Here is a 15324-nt window from a genome sequence, read left to right as displayed (position 1 = left end):
CTTCAAGTTGCCAGATCGCGTAAAGCGGTCGGCACATGGTGGGTATAGCTCAGTTGGTAGAGCGCCTGGTTGTGGTCCAGGAGGTCGCGGGTTCAAGCCCCGTTACTCACCCCAATGCCGTTCTCGGCGAAAGCCGTTTCACGCCCGTCGCACTTCGATCGGAGCCGCTCGTGGAACTCGATGCCGAGGCGTTCGAAGCGATCGTCGTCGATGAACTCGACCAGTTGCCCGATGACATGGTCGACGGCCTCGAGAACATCGTGTTCGTCGTCGAAGACCGACCAGAAGACGGTTCGCTCGACCTGCTCGGCCTCTACGACGGCTTCGCTCTGACCGAACGCGACCGCTACGGGTTCGGCGAGATGCCCGACCGCATCATCCTCTACCGCGAGCCGCTCCTCGCGATCTGCGCCGACGAAGACGAACTCCGCGAAGAGATCCACGTCACGCTGGTGCACGAGATCGCGCACTTCTACGGCATCGACGACGACCGGCTGCACGAGCTGGGCTGGGCGTGATCCGCGGCGGGTTACGCTGATTCCATGAGGATGACCCCCGGCCGCATCGTCGGCATCGCCGTCGGCGCGATCGCGATCCTCGGCATCGGGGTCTACGGCCCGGCGATGCTCCTCGGCCCGCTTCCGGCGGTGAACGTCACGGTCGCCGAAGGCGCCGACACGGCACCCGAAGAGGGCGCGGCGCCCGTGACCCTGCCCGCAGACGGCGCGAGCGCGATGGCGGTGCTCGCCGACGACGGCGCGGCCACCACACTCGGGGTGGGCGGCGACACCGAGCCGGTGCCGATCGGCGGCGCCGTGAAGCTCGTCACGGTGCTGGCCACTCTCGATACCCTTCCCTTGCCGCCCGAGGGCGGTGGCCCCGAGATCACGATCGGCCCCGCCGACTACACCGACTACCTCCGCTACGTCGCCGAGGACACGCGCACGCTGCCCGTGCTGCCCGGCGAGAAGTGGACCGAACGCGATGTCGTGCGTGCCGTGCTGCTCGCGTCGAGCAACAACCACGCCGACACCCTCGTGCGGTGGGCGTTCGGCGGCGTCGACCCGTACGTCGAAGCGGCCAATGCCTGGCTCGCCGAGAACGGCTTCACCGCGACCCGCGTCGCCGATGCCACCGGGCTCTCGGGCGACAACGTCGGCACCCCTGAAGAGCTCACCCGCCTCGCCGCCCTCGTGCTGGCCGACCCGCGCCTTGCCGAGATCTACGCGATCCCCGAAGCACCGGTCGCTGCCGGCGAGCGGGACATCCCCGACAACGTCGCGCGTTCAGGTGAGGCCGGCGTGCGGGCGCTTGCTCGGAGCTACACCGACCAGGCCGGCGTGACCTTCGTGTACACCACCACCGTGCCCGGACCCGATGACGAGACGCCGTACCGGTTGGTGGGCGCCACGACGCTCATGCCCGACTACGAGACGCTCGACGCCGCCGTGAGCACGGCAGTGTCATCGAGCGCCCAGTCGGCGGTTCCCGCCGAGATCATCACCGCGGGCACGCCCTACGCGAGCGTCGAGGCGGCGTGGGGCGATCGGGCAGAGCTCATCGCATCGGTCAGCCGAACGGATGCATCGTGGGGCAACAGCGTCGCCGGGGCATCCGTGACCGTCGAGCCGTTCACGACCGCGTCCGCCGGGAGCGAGGTCGGGCGCATCAGCATCGCGACCGGGAACGGCGATGTCGCCTCACCGCTCGAGCTGACGCGCGCGATCCGCGACCCGGGGCCGATCTGGCGACTCGCCAATCCCGCCGCTATCATCGGCGCGTTCATCGCCGATCAGCAGGGCTGACGGGCGGTCGACGCCCCGCGACGCCCTCAGTCGTTCTCGTCGTCGGACTCGACGGGGTCGGAGTCGCCGGCGTCGAACCGGAACTGCACCCGCACCTGTCCGTTGACCTCGCGCTCGTCGACCGCGTCGTACCAGAACAGCGATTCGAGGCCGTCGATGGCGGCGACCATGCCGACGCGCGACTCGGGCTTGCCGCCCACGAGGACACGGTGCTCGAACTCCCCCTCGAGCGGGCCGTCCAGGAACTCCGCGACGTACTGTGCGACGGTGTCTGTGCTCATGCAACCACCGTAGCCCTCGGCGTGCCCGGAACGGCAGGTCGTGGCGTGGTTCGGGCGGCGAGTCGCAGCGCGACGGCTCAGGCGCCGGTGACCCGGACGCGCACATCTGCACGGCGCGCAGGCGCGGTTCGTGCGACGTATCGCCGCCACTGGCGCTCCCACAGGTCCCAGTAGGGGTCGAACGCCCCGGCGTCGCGCGCGAGTGCGCGGCGCTTGCGCACCTGAGGCGACGCCTCGACCCAGATCGCGACGGCCTCGATCGACGAGGTCGCGGCGAAGGCTCCGCATCCTTCGATGATGAGCGGGCGGCCCGGCCTGCTGTGCTCGACCGATCCGACGCGACCGGCCGCCCAATCCCACGTCCGCCAGGTGCCGACCGCACCGCGGGCACGGCGGGCGACGAGTTCGCGCACCACCTCGGCACCGGCGCGCTCGAGGCCGGTCCAGCCCGGGTAGACGTCGTCGAGGCGCACGAGCTCGGGCGCCCGACCCGGCCAGGCCCGCACGAGCGCATCGGCGAGGGTGCTCTTGCCCGAACCGCTCGGCCCGTCGACGGCCACGACCTGCGCGCCCGCAGCGCGGCAATGCTCGAGCACGAGGCGCACTGCGGATGCCGCGGGGGTGCCCGCGGCCACGCCGCCCGACGCGCTCGCGCTCACGCCCACACCGCGTGGTAGGTGCCCGCCCAGACGGCGCAGCCGATCGCGAGCACCGCGATGCCTGCGGCGATGCAGAGCAGCGCGGCATCCGGCCAGCCGACCCGCGATTCGCGCGCCCAGGTGCGTGGGTGGTCGGAGCCGAAACCGCGAGCCTCCATCGCCGTGGCGAGCTTGCTGCCGCGCCGGATCGCGAGCACGAGCAAGGCGAACGCCATGGTCGCGAACCGCCGGATCACGCCGTGATCGCCGATGCCGCGCGCACGCCGCGACAGCGCCATCGCCCGCCAATCCTCGATGAAGAGGCCGACGAGTCGCGCGCCCGCCAGGGCGCCGAGTACGAAACGGCTCGGGAGCCTCGCGATCTGCGCGAGGCCGTCGGCCAGCTCGGTCGGATCGACGTTCATGAACAGCAGAACCGCGGGCAGTCCGATCGCGAGCACGCGCACGGTGACGGCGACGGCGAGTTCGATCGATCCGTCGGTGATGCGGGCGAGCCAGAACGACCAGTACTCGGTGCCCTCCGGCTGGCCGTAGAGCAGCATGCTGAGACCGGCGATGGGCGCGGCGATGAGGATCGGCCATCCTCGCGAGACGAGGACCTTCGGCGTCACCCCCGCGATCGCGAAGAGCACGAGCTGTATGCCGAGAGCGACGGAGGCGCTCACCCAGTCGACGGTGAGCAGCAGGGGCGTCGTGAGCAGCATCGCCGCGGCGAGGCGGCTCACGGGGTTCACGCGGTCGACGAGGTGCAGTCGCGGGGTCGTCGTGGTCATGGTCGTGGTCATGCCGCCGCCTCCATGCGCAGCGCGTCGCTGCCGAGGTCGAGGTGCTGGTCGCCGAGTGCGTCGAGGTAGGCGGCGTCGTGGCTGACCGAGAGCAGCGTCGTGCCGTCGTCGACGAGCGTGCGGAGCAGCGTCACGAGTTCGATCCAGGTCAGGCGGTCCTGCCCGAAGGTGGGCTCGTCGAGGATGACGACGCCGGGCTGCGCGACGAGCGCGCACCCGACCGTGAGACGTCGCTGCTCACCGCCCGAGAGAGTGAACGGGTTCGCCTCGGCGAGTCGGTCGAGCCCCAGTCGTTCGAGCACCTCGCGGGTGCGTCGAGCCGTGGTCGCTGCGTCGAGACCGAGCGCGCGCGGCGCGACCTCGAGTTCGCGCTGCACCGTCGACGCCACGAACTGATGCTCGGGCTCCTGGAAGACGGTGCCGATGCGGGTGAGGAGCTCGCGCGACCGCCAGCGGATCGGATCCGTCTTGAGCCCGGCGGCGAGCTCGATCGAGGCGCGCACTCTGCCGCCGAGCGGCGCCAGCAGGCCGCCCATGGTGAGCGCGAGCGTCGACTTGCCGGCACCGTTCGGCCCCGTGAGCACTGTCGAGGCGCCACGCGGCAAGGCGAGCGAGAGGCCGCTGCGCACGACGGCGTCGCTGCGGCGGCCGATCGCAAGTTCGACGGCATCGAGATCGACGACGGATGCCGCGGGCGCGGGCCGCGCGGCGGAAACCGCTGGTCGCACGCCCGGCACCCACACCCCTGCGGCGAGCAGGGCGTCGCGCTGCGTCGAGATGACGTGCTGCGGCTCGCCGTCGGCGATGAGCCGCCCGTCGCGACCGAGCACGACGACACGCGTCACGAGGTCGATCCAGACGTCGACGCGATGCTCGACGACGACGAAGGTCGCGCCGGTTCGATCGAGCGTACGAGCGACCGCCTGCCGCACCTCGTGGACGCCTGCGGGGTCGAGGTTCGCCGTCGGCTCGTCGAGCAGCAGCAGGCCTGGGCCCATCGCGAGGGCGCCCGCCAGCGCGAGACGCTGCTTCTGGCCGCCGGAGAGGACGCTCGTGGAGTGGTCGAGTGGGAGGTCGAGGCCGACCTCGTCGAGGGCACGACGCACGCGCGGCCAGATCTCGTCACGCGGAACGCCGAGGTTCTCGCAGCCGAACGCCACATCGTCGCCGACCCTCGCGAGGATCACCTGCGAGTCGGGATCCTGCAGCACGAGACTCGCCCGCCCGCGCACGGCTCCGGGCCACTCGCCGTCGATGAGCAGCGAGCCGGTCTCCTCGCCCTCTTCAGCCCCGCCGTGTACTCCGGCGAGTGCATGCAGGAGCGTCGACTTACCCGACCCCGATGGCCCGAGCAGCAGCACCCGCTCCCCCGCGGCGATGACGAGGTCGATGCCGTCGAGCGCAGATCGCTTGCGCCCGGCGTGCCGCCACCCCCACCCGCGCGCCTCCACGCGCGCGGGCCGGGTGGCACCGGTTTCGCGCGACACGTCAGACCCGCTGGGCCACGTCTTGACCGGCGGCGAAGCGATTGAGCGCCCCCGTCGCGGCGAGACCGCGCACGATGAGCCAACCGAGCAGCCCGGCGAGCAGTGCGCCCGAGATGACGACGGTCGCGAAGTAGAGGCCGAGGAACTCCGCCGACTTCGCGAGGTTGCCCGAGGTGAAGAGCTCGAGCGTCCATGCCGCGGCGCCGGCAGCAGCACCCGCGAGCATCGCGGTCAGGAGCCCGAATCGGCGGTACGCGAAGATCGCGAACACCAGTTCGGCACCGAGACCCTGCGCCAGACCGGAGTAGATCGTCTCGATGCCCCACTGGTTGCCGACGAGCGCCGAGACGATCGCCGCGAGCAGCTCGACGAAGAGCGCCGCACCCGGCTTGCGGATGATCAACCCGCCGAGCACGCCGCCGATGAGCCAGATGCCGACGGCGATGCCGCCGAGCCCCGGCGTGAGCGCATCGGCCGCGCTGAACCACGCGTAGCCGATGTTGTTCCAGAAGAGGAAGAGCAGCCCGGTCGCAACGCCGATGACGCTGGCGACGACGATATCGACGACCCGCCAGCGCAGATCGCGCGTCTTGCGGGGCGTGGAGGGGCTGCTGGTTTCTGATGCTGCAGTGTGCACTGTCGTGCCCTTTCGATTCGTGGAAAGAGGCACGGGAAATTGAGATGTGATTGGCCTCCCTGCGCTGGCATGACCCAGATCAGGTTCGACGGTCGAAGGTTGAGAACCTTCCTCTCAGCCCGGCTCACCGGACTCCCGTGTTCGAGCACGAGTATACGCCGATGGCGCGGGCAGCGACGTCGCCGTGGTCACACCGGCACGCACCAACGACGGCTGACCGCGATCCCGGTCGCGGTCAGCGCTTGAGCGCGCGGATCACCATTCGCAGCGCCTTGCCGGTGACCCACACGAGCGGAGTGGCGACGAGCAGCAGCCCGATGAGGTTCGGTTCGAAACGCACATCGCCCGAGCGCCCGACGTATGCGCCGAGCGGAATGGAGAGTCCGCCGCCGCCACCACCACCGGCCTCGTCGCCCGCACCGTCGGAGCCGCTGCCGGCGCCGAAGCCGTAGTACCCGAGCGCCACGGGCACGAGCGTGGTGCCGTCGATGTCGACGGGGTCTCCGTAGGAGGTCTTCACGCCGACGCCGGCGACGGTCTCAGCGAGGTCCAGAACGAGTTCAGCCATGTGTCAACGCTACCGGCGCGCTCGCTCCCGAACCACCCCTTGCGAGATTCGCCGGCACCGGGATTCAGCGAACGTCGCCGGCGCCGGGTTCGTTGCGACGCGACGATTCGACCCGGTCGGCTGCGCGCTTCACGAGCGAGGCGGGCCGCACGACTCCGCGACCGAACCGCGCTGTCACCTCGTCGATCGTGCGCTCGGCCTCGCGCCACTCTTCGTCTGGGTCCCACAGCATCGCCCCGCTGCCCGAGGTCCGGAGCTGTTCCGCCCGCACGCCGATGAGGCGGATGCGGGCCCCGTCTCCGGCGAGCTCGCCGAGCGCAGCGGATGCCTCGTCGTAGATGCGTCTCGCGACGTCGGTCGGCTCCCCCAGGGTGCGTGATCGGGTGACCGTGCGGAAGTCGCCGTAGCGCAGCTTCAGCACGACCGTGCGCCCGACGACCCCGGCACGGCGGAGCCGCACTGCGACATCGTCGGAGAGTCGCAGCAGCTCGCGCCGCAACTGGTCGAGGTCGGTGAGGTCGTACCCGAAGGTGACCTCGTGCCCGATGCTCTTCTCCTCGCGCCCGGTGACGACGTCGCGCGCATCGACGCCCATCGACAGGTGAGCGAGCTTCGCTGCGAGTGCGGGCCCGAGCGCCCGTGCGAGCGCGTCGGCGGGCATGGCGGCCACGTCGCCGACCGTGCGCAGTCCGATGCGGGTGAGCGACTCCTCGGTGACCTTGCCGACCCCCCAGAGCGCGGAGACCGGCAATGGATGGAGGAACTCGAGGGTGCGGTCGGCCGGCACGACGAGCATGCCGTCGGGTTTCGCCCGGCTCGAGGCGACCTTCGCCACGAACTTCGTCGCCGCGACGCCGACCGAGCAGGTGAGGCCGGTCTCGTCGCGCACGCGCCTGCGCAGGCCCCACGCGATCTCGGCCGGGCTGCCGTGGAGGCGCCGGGCGCCGGAGACGTCGAGGAACGCCTCGTCGATCGAGAGCTTCTCGACCAGCGGCGTGACCTCTTCGAAGATCTGCATGACGCGGCGCGAGTACTCGGTGTAGCTCGCGTAGTCGCCGCGCAGCACGATCGCGTTCGGGCAGCGCTGCAGGGCGATGGACATGGGCATGGCCGAGTTGACGCCGTACCTGCGTGCCTCGTAGCTCGCGGCGGAGACGACGCCGCGCCCCGCAGTGCCGCCGACCAGCACGGGCTTGCCTCGGAGGTCTGGCCGCTTCAACAGCTCGACGGAGACGAAGAAGGCGTCCATGTCGACGTGCAGGATCGGTGTCGCCGAGTCGTCGACCGGACCGGTGGTCACTTGGCGCGACGAGCCGTCCTGCTTGCTCATGCTGCGACCCTATCCGCTGCCGCCGTCATCGTCGGACCAGGTCGGCGCCGGGCGCCCCCGCTCGAGCCGTGCTGCTCGCGCGGGGGCGCTCGGGGGGATCGCCTACTTCGTGGGGTAGACCGCGACTTCCGGCAGGCCCAGGTAGTTGGTGCCCGCCAGCTGCACCATCACGTAGCGCCCGTCGACCGGCGTGGCAACGGTGGTCGGCGCCGCCATCTGCCCGGTCTCGTGGTGCGACCACACGCCAGGCACCGCCGCTTGCTCCTCCGGGGTCAGCGAGGTGTCGAACGGCTCATCCGAGATGAACAGGTAGTAGTCGGTGTTCCGCGCGGTGCAGCAGTCCGTGCGGTTGAACAGCTCGACGCTCGAGAGACCCGTCACCGCTCCCAGATCGAGCTGCCACCAGGCGTTCGTCTCCGAATTCGTGTGCGCCAGCGTCGAGTAGTCGCCGTCGACAGCTCTCGACGCCGCGAGCACGGTGCTCACGTCCGTGTAGGTGCTCGACTGGGTCGCGGGCTTGCCGAGCGCGATGTTCTCGCCGGGCGGGTTCTGCCGGAGCTCACCGATCTCGGCGAGGCGGGCGAGGTGCGACGCCGGAATGCTGCCGTCCTTGTCGGGACCGACGTTCAGCAGGTACAGCGAGTTGCCCGCGTTCAGACGGTTGAGCGAGCTGACGATCTGACGAGCGCCCTTGGGTGCGCCGGTGTTCGTCGTGTGGAACCAGGTCGAGTTCGAGTCGAGCGTGTCGGACGCGTCCTTGGGCCGGGTGTCGTCGGCCGGCGGGAAGCCCTGAACCGGCACCTCCCAGACGAGCACGTCCGTCGTGTCGAGCGAGGAGAAGTGGTCGTTGTTCGCGACCACCGTCTCGGGCGAGACCTGGTGGATGAACTGGCGCAGGCCCTCGTACTCGACCTGGGTGTACGGGATGTGCCAGCCCCACCCGTCGAACCAGAGGTAGTCGATGGTGCCGTACTGGGTCAGGATCTCGCGGAGCTGGTTCTTGATCAGCGACACCGGTTCGCCGTTGTGCCGGTCCCAGATCGAGTAGTAGAGCCCGACGCCGAGATCGGCATCGCGCATCGCATCGACGTAGTCGGCGACGAGGTCGCCCTCACCGTCCTGGTAGGGGCTGTTCGCGATCGAGTAGTCGGAGTAGCGCGTCGGCCAGAGTGCATGACCGTCGTGGTGCTTCGCGGTCAGCACGCCGAAATCCATGCCGGCCGACGTCATCGCATCGGTCCACACCTTCGGGTCGACGTCGGCCCCGGGATCGAATGCGCTCGCCGGCGTGTTCGGATCTGCCCACTGCACGTTCGTCATGGTGCCCATGCCGTAGTGCAGGAACATGCCGAAGGGGTTCTCGGCCACGAACTCGGCGCCTTCCTCCGTGCCATCGCTCGGCGCGAGCTTCTCGTTGCCGAACGCCTGCACCTCGGCAAGCGCAAGCGGGCCGTCGTCGGCCGACTGGATGCGGAGATAGCGCGCCTGCTCGTTCACCTTCACCGTGATCGACGCATCGGCCGAACCTTCGACGTGCCGCGCCTTCACACCGTGCTGGTCCAAGGTCGCTGTGAGGTCCTCCGACGCGAACGGCGTCGACGAGGTCAGTACGTAGAAGTCGCCCAGTCGCTCCTCAGCACCGTTCCAAACGACGAGGTGCTTGATCATCTTGCGGGCGCTGAGATCGGCACCCCACCACGCGTGCTGGTCGGCACCGGTCAGCGCGACGTCGGCCCCGCCCGTCTCACCGTCCTGTGCATACTCCGCGATGCGATCGCCCTGCGTCGAGCTCTGCGACGTGCGCGCCGCTGCCATGAGGTTGCGGAGCTGGTGCGGGCCCGGTGCGACCTCGGCGGGCGTCGACGTCGCATCCACCTCCTCGGCGGATGCGCTGGTCATCGGCTGCATGACCAGCGCGGCGAGCGCTGCTCCAGTAGCCAACAGCCGCACTGACCGACGACCCTGAATGGTCCTCTTCGTTTCGACAGACAACATTGTCCCCTTCCTCGAATCGTGCTTTCCCATCGCACGATAACGAGTCGGAACCATTAAGTCTATTTCCTATAGGAAACTGCCTTCGGCGGCGCATCCTCTCCCGGCTGAGCGAATGCGGCGCGGCAAACGCCGAACGACCACCGGCCTCAGAGGCCGATGGTCGTTCGCAGTTACCTCGGAATCCGACCGTCACTTGGCCGGCATACCGTCAGAACCCGAAGTCGCCGCCACCGCCGAAGTCGCCACCACCGAAGTCCCCGAAACCGCCGAAGTCTCCGCCCGAATCTGCGCCGGACGCATCGGCCGCACCCCCGTCGGCCGCACCGGCGTCGCCGCCATCAGCACCGGCCTCGCCGCTGTCGGCGCCCGCCTCGAATGCCGAGGGGTCGGGCAGGAACGCCTGTGCGATCGCCGAACCGACGACGACACCCGCGACGGAACCGAGGAGCGAGCCGGCGAACATGCCGCCGAACGACGGCCCGCCCTGCTGGGGACGGCCGCCCGAGGCATCCGCTCGGTTGAAGGCGCGCTCGACGCTGCCGGGTGCGCGGAGCTCCGCGCGGGTCGCCGCCCTGGCCAATGCGCTCGGCTCGTCGGAGACGAGTCGCTCACCGGCGGGTGCGTCTGCGCTGAGCGAGGCGAAGAGAGCCTGGCGCTGCTGCGGCGTGAGCTTCGCGAACGCCTCGGCGTGCACCGCCTCGACCGACTCGGGCGGGGCCGTGCGCAACAGGTAGCGGTAGCGCTCGACTGCGAGCTCGTCGTCGCTCAGCCTGCGCGCGGGCTGGGCCTGAGGCCGCTGCGGTTCGGCGGGAACTGCTCCGAAGAGTCGGTCAAGGAATCCCATGTTGTCCTCGTCAATCGTTCAGGGGACGACCAATCTATGGCCGTCAGCATTGAGCGTGCTGTGAATGGGGTGCACGTCGAATGGGGTGCGCGCCCCTCGCCATGGCATCGGCCGCGTCAGCGGGGTCGCTGGGCCGTGAACGTGCCAGAATTGCCATAGGGCCGGACGGAGTAGTCGGAGGGGCCGTGAGCGAGTCGAGCGCACCGCATTCCACCGGGTTCGTGCCCGGTGCCACCGCGCGTGATCCGGTCATCGATCTCGTGCGCGTGCTGTGCGTCGCCCTCGTGGTCGTGGGCCACATGCTGATGATCGGCGCGGCAGTCATTCCCGGTCGCGGGCTGGTGGTCGAGCGCACACTCCTCGAGACGAACTGGATCGGCCCGGTCACGTGGGTCGCACAGGTCATGCCGCTGTTCTTCGTGGTCGGCGGATTCGCCGGCATCGGCGCCTGGCGGCGCCTCGAGGCGTCCGGCGGAAGGGCGGCCGACTTCATCCGCTCGCGAATCCTCAGGCTCGCGCGCCCGTCGATCGCTCTGTTCGCGGCACTCGCCCTCGCCATACTCGTGATGCACCTCACCGGGGTCGATCCCGTTGCGATCCGGCTCATCGGCATGGGAATCTCGTCGCCGCTCTGGTTCCTCGCGGCGTATGCCTTCGCGCAGGCCTACCTTCCCGGGCTCGCGACGTTGCACTCCATGGCGCCCTGGCGGACGCTTTCGACACTGGCAGCCGGCGCGCTGACGTTCGACCTGCTGCGCTTCGCGACCGGCATCGAAGCACTCGGGCTCCTGAACATGACATTCGTCTGGTTGTTCGTACAGCAGCTGGGTTTCTGGATGGCAGACGGTTGGTTCCGGGCCAGGTCGAAGGCAACCGTCGCGGCGATCGGCGGCAGTGCCTACCTCCTGCTCGTCGGGCTGGTCGCAGTCGGATACCCGGGAAACATGCTCGACAATCTCAATCCGCCGACCTTCGCGATCGTCGCGCTCGCCGTCGGACAGACCTGCCTGCTCGTGCTCGTGCATCCGGCGCTGGCACGCCTGATGACCGTGCGGGCGGTACGTGCGGCCGTCGCAACGGTCGGATCCCGCCTGATGACGATCTACTTGTGGCACTTGCCGGTGCTCGCACTCGTGATCGGCCTGCTGCTGCTCACTCCACTGCCGGCACCGTCGGCCGGCTCCGTCGAATGGTGGCTGACCCGGCCGGTGATCCTCCTCGTCATGGCCGGCGTGCTCGCCGGGATCTCGATGCTGTTCGGCCGATTGGAGCGCCCGTTGCCGAGCCACGGGTACGACGCGTCCGACTGGTCGACCGGAGTCGCTGCCGCGTGCATGGTCGTGCCGCCGTTCGCCGTGATCGTCTTCGGTCTCGACTTCGTCGTCGCCGCGTCGAGCGCGATCCTGCTCGCGGCGGCTGTACTCCTCCTGCGCCCGCTGCCCGCGCGCCTGCACGGACGCGGTCCGACCACCATCGCCCTCGGGCGATCAGTGCGGCCGCATCGCTCGCTCGCTCGCCTGAACGAGCCGGAGCCGAGCGACGCGACCATGCCTGATCAGGCCTGAGCACGCTCCAGCACGAGCTCGCGCACGCGAGCAGCGTCGGCCTTGCCCTGCATCGCCTTCATCACCGCGCCGATGACGGCGCCGGCAGCTTGCACCTTGCCGTCGCGGATCTTCGCGAGCACGTCGGGCTGCGAGGCGAGCGCCTCGTCGATCGCGGCGATCAGGGCGCCGTCGTCGGAGACGACCGCGAGACCGCGGGCGTCGACGACCTGCTGCGGTGAACCCTCACCTGCGATGACGCCTTCGAGCACCTGGCGGGCCAGGCGGTCGGTGAGCGTGCCCGAGTCGACGAGCTGAGCCAGTTCGGCGACGTGCTCGGGAGAGACGAGGTCCGATGCGTCGACGTCGGAGGCGTTCGCGAGACGGGCGATCTCGCCGGTCCACCACTTGCGCGCGGCGGCGGGCGTCGCGCCGGCCTTCACGGTCGCCTCGAGCTCGATGAGCAGGCCCGAGTTCGCGACATCCTGGAACTCGAGGTCGGTGAAGCCCCAGTCGGACTTGAGCCGGCGACGGCGCACGGCCGGCGGCTCGGGCAGCGCGGCGCGCAGTTCGTCGACGAGCTCCTTCGAGGGCACGACGGGCAGCAGGTCGGGCTCGGGGAAGTACCGGTAGTCGTCGGCGTCGGACTTCGGACGACCGGCGCTCGTCGCGCCGGTGTCTTCGTGCCAGTGGCGCGTCTCTTGAATGATCGTGCCGCCGCCGGCGAGGATCGCCGCCTGACGCTGGATCTCGTAGCGCACGGCGCGCTCGACGGAGCGCATCGAGTTGACGTTCTTCGTCTCGGTGCGCGTGCCGAGCTTCTCCTGACCGCGGGGGCGCAGCGACACGTTCGCGTCGCAGCGGAGGTTGCCGCGCTCCATGCGCGCCTCGGAGATGCCGAGCGAGAGCACGATGTCGCGGATCGTGGCGACATAGGCCTTCGCGAGCGCCGGGGTGTCGGCCTCGCCGCCGAAGATCGGCCGCGTGACGATCTCGACGAGCGGAACGCCGGCGCGGTTGTAGTCGACGAGCGAGTACTCGGCGCCCTGGATGCGGCCCGTCGAGCCGCCCACGTGCGTGAGCTTGCCCGCGTCCTCCTCCATGTGCGCGCGCTCGATCGGCACCGTGAAGACCCGGCCGTTCTCGAGCTCGACCTCGACCTCGCCGTCGAAGGCGATCGGCTCGTCGTACTGCGAGATCTGGTAGTTCTTCGCGAGGTCGGGGTAGAAGTAGTTCTTGCGGGCGAACCGGCTCGACGGCGCGATCTCGCAGCCGAGCGCGAGGCCGAGGCTGATCGAGTACTTCACCGCGTCGCCGTTGACGACGGGCAGCGACCCCGGCAGGCCGAGGCACACGGGCGTGATGAGCGTGTTCGGCTCCGCGCCGTGGAACTGCGAGTTCGCGGGGTTCGGGGCCGACGAGAACATCTTCGTCGTGGTGTTCAGCTCGACGTGCACCTCGAGGCCGATGACCGGCTCGAAGAGCTCGAGGGCCTTGTCGAAGTCCATCAGTTCAGCGCGGGCCATCAGAGTGCGCCTTCCTCGGTCGCGGTGAGCTCATGGGTGGAGAGATCGGGGGCCTGGGCGAGGAGCGGACCGCCCCACTGCGCTTCGAGCAGTTGCTCGAGCGCGGCACCGACGTTGTAGAGACGTGCGTCTTCGCGTGCCGGCGCCAGGAACTGGATGCCGACGGGCAGGCCGTCTTCGGGCGCGAGGCCCGAGGGCAGCGAGATGCCGGGCACGCCCGCGAGGTTCGCGGGGATCGTCGCGATGTCGTTGAGGTACATCGACACGGGGTCGGCGAGCTTCTCGCCGAACTTGAACGCGGTCGTCGGCGCGGTCGGCGAGGCGAGCACGTCGACGTTGGCGAACGCCGCGTCGAAGTCGCGCTGCACGAGCGTGCGCACCTTCTGCGCGGAGCCGTAGTAGGCGTCGTAGTAGCCCGCCGAGAGCGCGTAGGTGCCCAGGATGATGCGGCGCTTCACCTCGGGGCCGAAACCGGCCTCGCGCGTGGCCGACATGACCTGCTCCACCGTGCCGCCGCCCTCGGGCGTGACCCGGAGGCCGAAGCGCACCGAGTCGAACTTCGCGAGGTTCGACGACGCCTCGGCGGGGAGGATCAGGTAGTACGCCGCGATCGCGTACTCGAAGTGCGGTGCGGAGATCTCGACGATCTCGGCGCCGTTCTTCTCGAGCAGCTCGAGCGACTCGTGGAAGCGCTGGCGCACGCCGGCCTGGAAGCCGTCGCTGTCGAGCTCCTTGATGACGCCGATGCGGAGGCCCGAGACATCCGCTCGCCGCACGGCTTCGGCCATCGACGGCCACGCCTCGGGGATCGACGTGGAGTCGAGCGGGTCGTGCCCGGCGATCACGTCGTGGAGCAGCGCCGCGTCGAGCACGTTGCGCGTGACGGGGCCGATCTGGTCGAGCGAGGAGGCCAGGGCGATCGAGCCGTAGCGGCTGACCGCGCCGTACGTCGGCTTCACGCCGACCGTGCCGGTCACGTGCGCCGGCTGGCGGATGGAGCCGCCGGTGTCGGAGCCGAGCGCGAGGGGCGCTTCGAACGCTGCGACGGATGCCGCGGAGCCGCCGCCGGAGCCGCCGGGGATGCGGTCGAGGTCCCACGGGTTGTGGGTCGGGCCGTAGGCCGAGTGCTCGGTCGACGAGCCCATGGCGAACTCGTCCATGTTGGTCTTGCCGAGCGGGATCATGCCCGCCTCGCGCACCTTCGTGACCGGGGTCGCATCGTAGGGCGGGATCCAGCCCTCGAGGATGCGGGAGCCCGAGGTCGAGGGCATGCCCTTCGTGACGAGCACGTCTTTGATCGCGATCGGCACGCCGGCGAGCGGGCCGAGCGGTGCGCCTGCTGCGCGCTGGCGGTCGATCTCGGCCGCGGTCTCGATGGCGCGCTCGCCCTCGACGTGGAGGAAGGCGTGCACGGCGCCGTCGACGGCCGCGATGCGGTCGAGATGCGCACGGGTCGCCTCGACCGAGGAGACCTCGCCGGCGGCGAGCTTGGCGCCGAGTGCTGCTGCGGACAGGCGGATCAGTTCGTCGCTCACTGCTCTTCTCCCAGGATCGCCGAGACCTTGAATCGCGAGTCGTCGGACTCGGGGGCGCCCTCGAGCGCCTCGTCTGCGGTGAGCACCGTCGTGCCGACGACGTCGTCGCGGAACACGTTCTGCATCGGGATGGGGTGGCTCGTCGGCGGCACGTCGGGCGTGGCGACCTCGCTCACCTGCTCGACCGCGTGCATGATCTGGCCGAGCTCCGTGGTGAGGTGGCCGATCTCTTCATCGGTGAGCGCGATGCGGGCGAGGTTCGCGAGGTGCGCGACCTGCTCCGCAGTGATTTCGGACATGCTGCTCCGTCGTCTCGGGATGGGGATGC

15 protein-coding genes, 1 tRNA gene and 1 riboswitch are annotated in these 15324 nt (G+C 69.9%); of the genes, 4 read left to right on the top strand and 12 right to left on the bottom strand.

Going from position 1 to position 15324, the window contains the following annotated elements; genetic code table 11:
- Nucleotides 1-38: 38 nt before the first annotated feature.
- From JOE59_RS05070 to JOE59_RS05060, 3 genes are all read left to right on the top strand, one after another.
- A tRNA-His gene (locus JOE59_RS05070) sits at nt 39-114 on the top strand.
- Between the two features lie 56 nt (nt 115-170).
- The gene (locus tag JOE59_RS05065) at nt 171-518 is read left to right on the top strand and encodes a metallopeptidase family protein (RefSeq protein ID WP_074258793.1); all 348 of its coding nucleotides are present in this window, start codon (nt 171-173) and stop codon (nt 516-518) included.
- Nucleotides 519-542: 24 nt separating this feature from the next.
- Entirely contained in the window at nt 543-1805 is a 1263-nt protein-coding gene (locus JOE59_RS05060; protein ID WP_204459213.1) for a serine hydrolase family protein, read from the top strand.
- Nucleotides 1806-1831: 26 nt separating this feature from the next.
- Here the strand turns inward: JOE59_RS05060 and JOE59_RS05055 are convergent, their stop codons facing one another.
- From JOE59_RS05055 to JOE59_RS05015, 9 genes are all read right to left on the bottom strand, one after another.
- Entirely contained in the window at nt 1832-2086 is a 255-nt protein-coding gene (locus tag JOE59_RS05055) for a hypothetical protein (protein ID WP_204463259.1), read from the bottom strand.
- Nucleotides 2087-2163: 77 nt separating this feature from the next.
- A complete protein-coding gene (locus tag JOE59_RS18695; protein WP_239560108.1) occupies nt 2164-2745 on the bottom strand; it encodes an AAA family ATPase in 582 nt (193 codons plus the stop codon).
- Entirely contained in the window at nt 2742-3530 is a 789-nt protein-coding gene (locus JOE59_RS05045) for an energy-coupling factor transporter transmembrane component T family protein (RefSeq protein WP_239560106.1), read from the bottom strand. The genes JOE59_RS18695 and JOE59_RS05045 overlap by 4 nt, the downstream gene beginning before the upstream one ends.
- Nucleotides 3527-5017 carry an ABC transporter ATP-binding protein gene (locus JOE59_RS05040; protein ID WP_204459212.1) on the bottom strand — a complete coding sequence of 497 codons (1491 nt, stop codon included), beginning with the start codon at nt 5015-5017 and terminating at the stop codon, nt 3527-3529. The genes JOE59_RS05045 and JOE59_RS05040 overlap by 4 nt, the downstream gene beginning before the upstream one ends.
- A gap of 1 nt (nt 5018) precedes the next feature.
- Nucleotides 5019-5654 carry an ECF transporter S component gene (locus tag JOE59_RS05035; RefSeq protein WP_204459211.1) on the bottom strand — a complete coding sequence of 212 codons (636 nt, stop codon included), beginning with the start codon at nt 5652-5654 and terminating at the stop codon, nt 5019-5021.
- Nucleotides 5655-5693: 39 nt separating this feature from the next.
- Nucleotides 5694-5803: riboswitch (TPP riboswitch) on the bottom strand.
- Between the two features lie 86 nt (nt 5804-5889).
- Nucleotides 5890-6222 carry a hypothetical protein gene (locus JOE59_RS05030; protein ID WP_204459210.1) on the bottom strand — a complete coding sequence of 111 codons (333 nt, stop codon included), beginning with the start codon at nt 6220-6222 and terminating at the stop codon, nt 5890-5892.
- 64 nt (nt 6223-6286) lie between these two features.
- Nucleotides 6287-7552, bottom strand: coding sequence for a DNA polymerase IV (locus tag JOE59_RS05025; RefSeq protein ID WP_204459209.1), 1266 nt, complete (start codon nt 7550-7552; stop codon nt 6287-6289).
- Nucleotides 7553-7654: 102 nt separating this feature from the next.
- Nucleotides 7655-9493, bottom strand: a complete 1839-nt coding sequence (locus JOE59_RS05020) for an alpha-L-fucosidase (protein ID WP_204459208.1) — start codon at nt 9491-9493, stop codon at nt 7655-7657.
- Between the two features lie 262 nt (nt 9494-9755).
- Nucleotides 9756-10391 carry a hypothetical protein gene (locus JOE59_RS05015; protein ID WP_204459207.1) on the bottom strand — a complete coding sequence of 212 codons (636 nt, stop codon included), beginning with the start codon at nt 10389-10391 and terminating at the stop codon, nt 9756-9758.
- 185 nt (nt 10392-10576) lie between these two features.
- On the opposite strand from JOE59_RS05015, the gene JOE59_RS05010 reads away from it, so the two are divergent.
- Nucleotides 10577-11956 (top strand): acyltransferase family protein, encoded by a 1380-nt coding sequence (locus JOE59_RS05010; RefSeq protein WP_204459206.1) that lies wholly within the window; start codon nt 10577-10579, stop codon nt 11954-11956.
- On the opposite strand, the gene gatB is transcribed toward JOE59_RS05010, so the two are convergent.
- Genes gatB through gatC form a run of 3 tightly spaced genes read right to left on the bottom strand, consistent with a single transcriptional unit; the run spans nt 11947 to nt 15295 of the window.
- Nucleotides 11947-13461 carry an Asp-tRNA(Asn)/Glu-tRNA(Gln) amidotransferase subunit GatB gene (gatB, locus tag JOE59_RS05005; protein ID WP_204459205.1) on the bottom strand — a complete coding sequence of 505 codons (1515 nt, stop codon included), beginning with the start codon at nt 13459-13461 and terminating at the stop codon, nt 11947-11949. The two genes, JOE59_RS05010 and gatB, sit on opposite strands and share 10 nt — an antisense overlap.
- Nucleotides 13461-14996, bottom strand: coding sequence for an Asp-tRNA(Asn)/Glu-tRNA(Gln) amidotransferase subunit GatA (gene gatA / locus JOE59_RS05000; RefSeq protein ID WP_074258785.1), 1536 nt, complete (start codon nt 14994-14996; stop codon nt 13461-13463). The genes gatB and gatA overlap by 1 nt, the downstream gene beginning before the upstream one ends.
- Nucleotides 14993-15295, bottom strand: a complete 303-nt coding sequence (gene gatC, locus JOE59_RS04995) for an Asp-tRNA(Asn)/Glu-tRNA(Gln) amidotransferase subunit GatC (RefSeq protein ID WP_204459204.1) — start codon at nt 15293-15295, stop codon at nt 14993-14995. Before gatC ends, gatA begins: the two co-directional genes overlap by 4 nt.
- Nucleotides 15296-15324: the final 29 nt, after the last annotated feature.

Origin of the sequence: Agromyces cerinus (assembly GCF_016907835.1) — a bacterium.
GTDB classification, from domain to species: domain Bacteria; phylum Actinomycetota; class Actinomycetes; order Actinomycetales; family Microbacteriaceae; genus Agromyces; species Agromyces nitratus.
The sequence above is the reverse complement of the archived record's forward strand: the minus strand, read 5'-3'. Positions and strand labels throughout refer to the sequence as shown.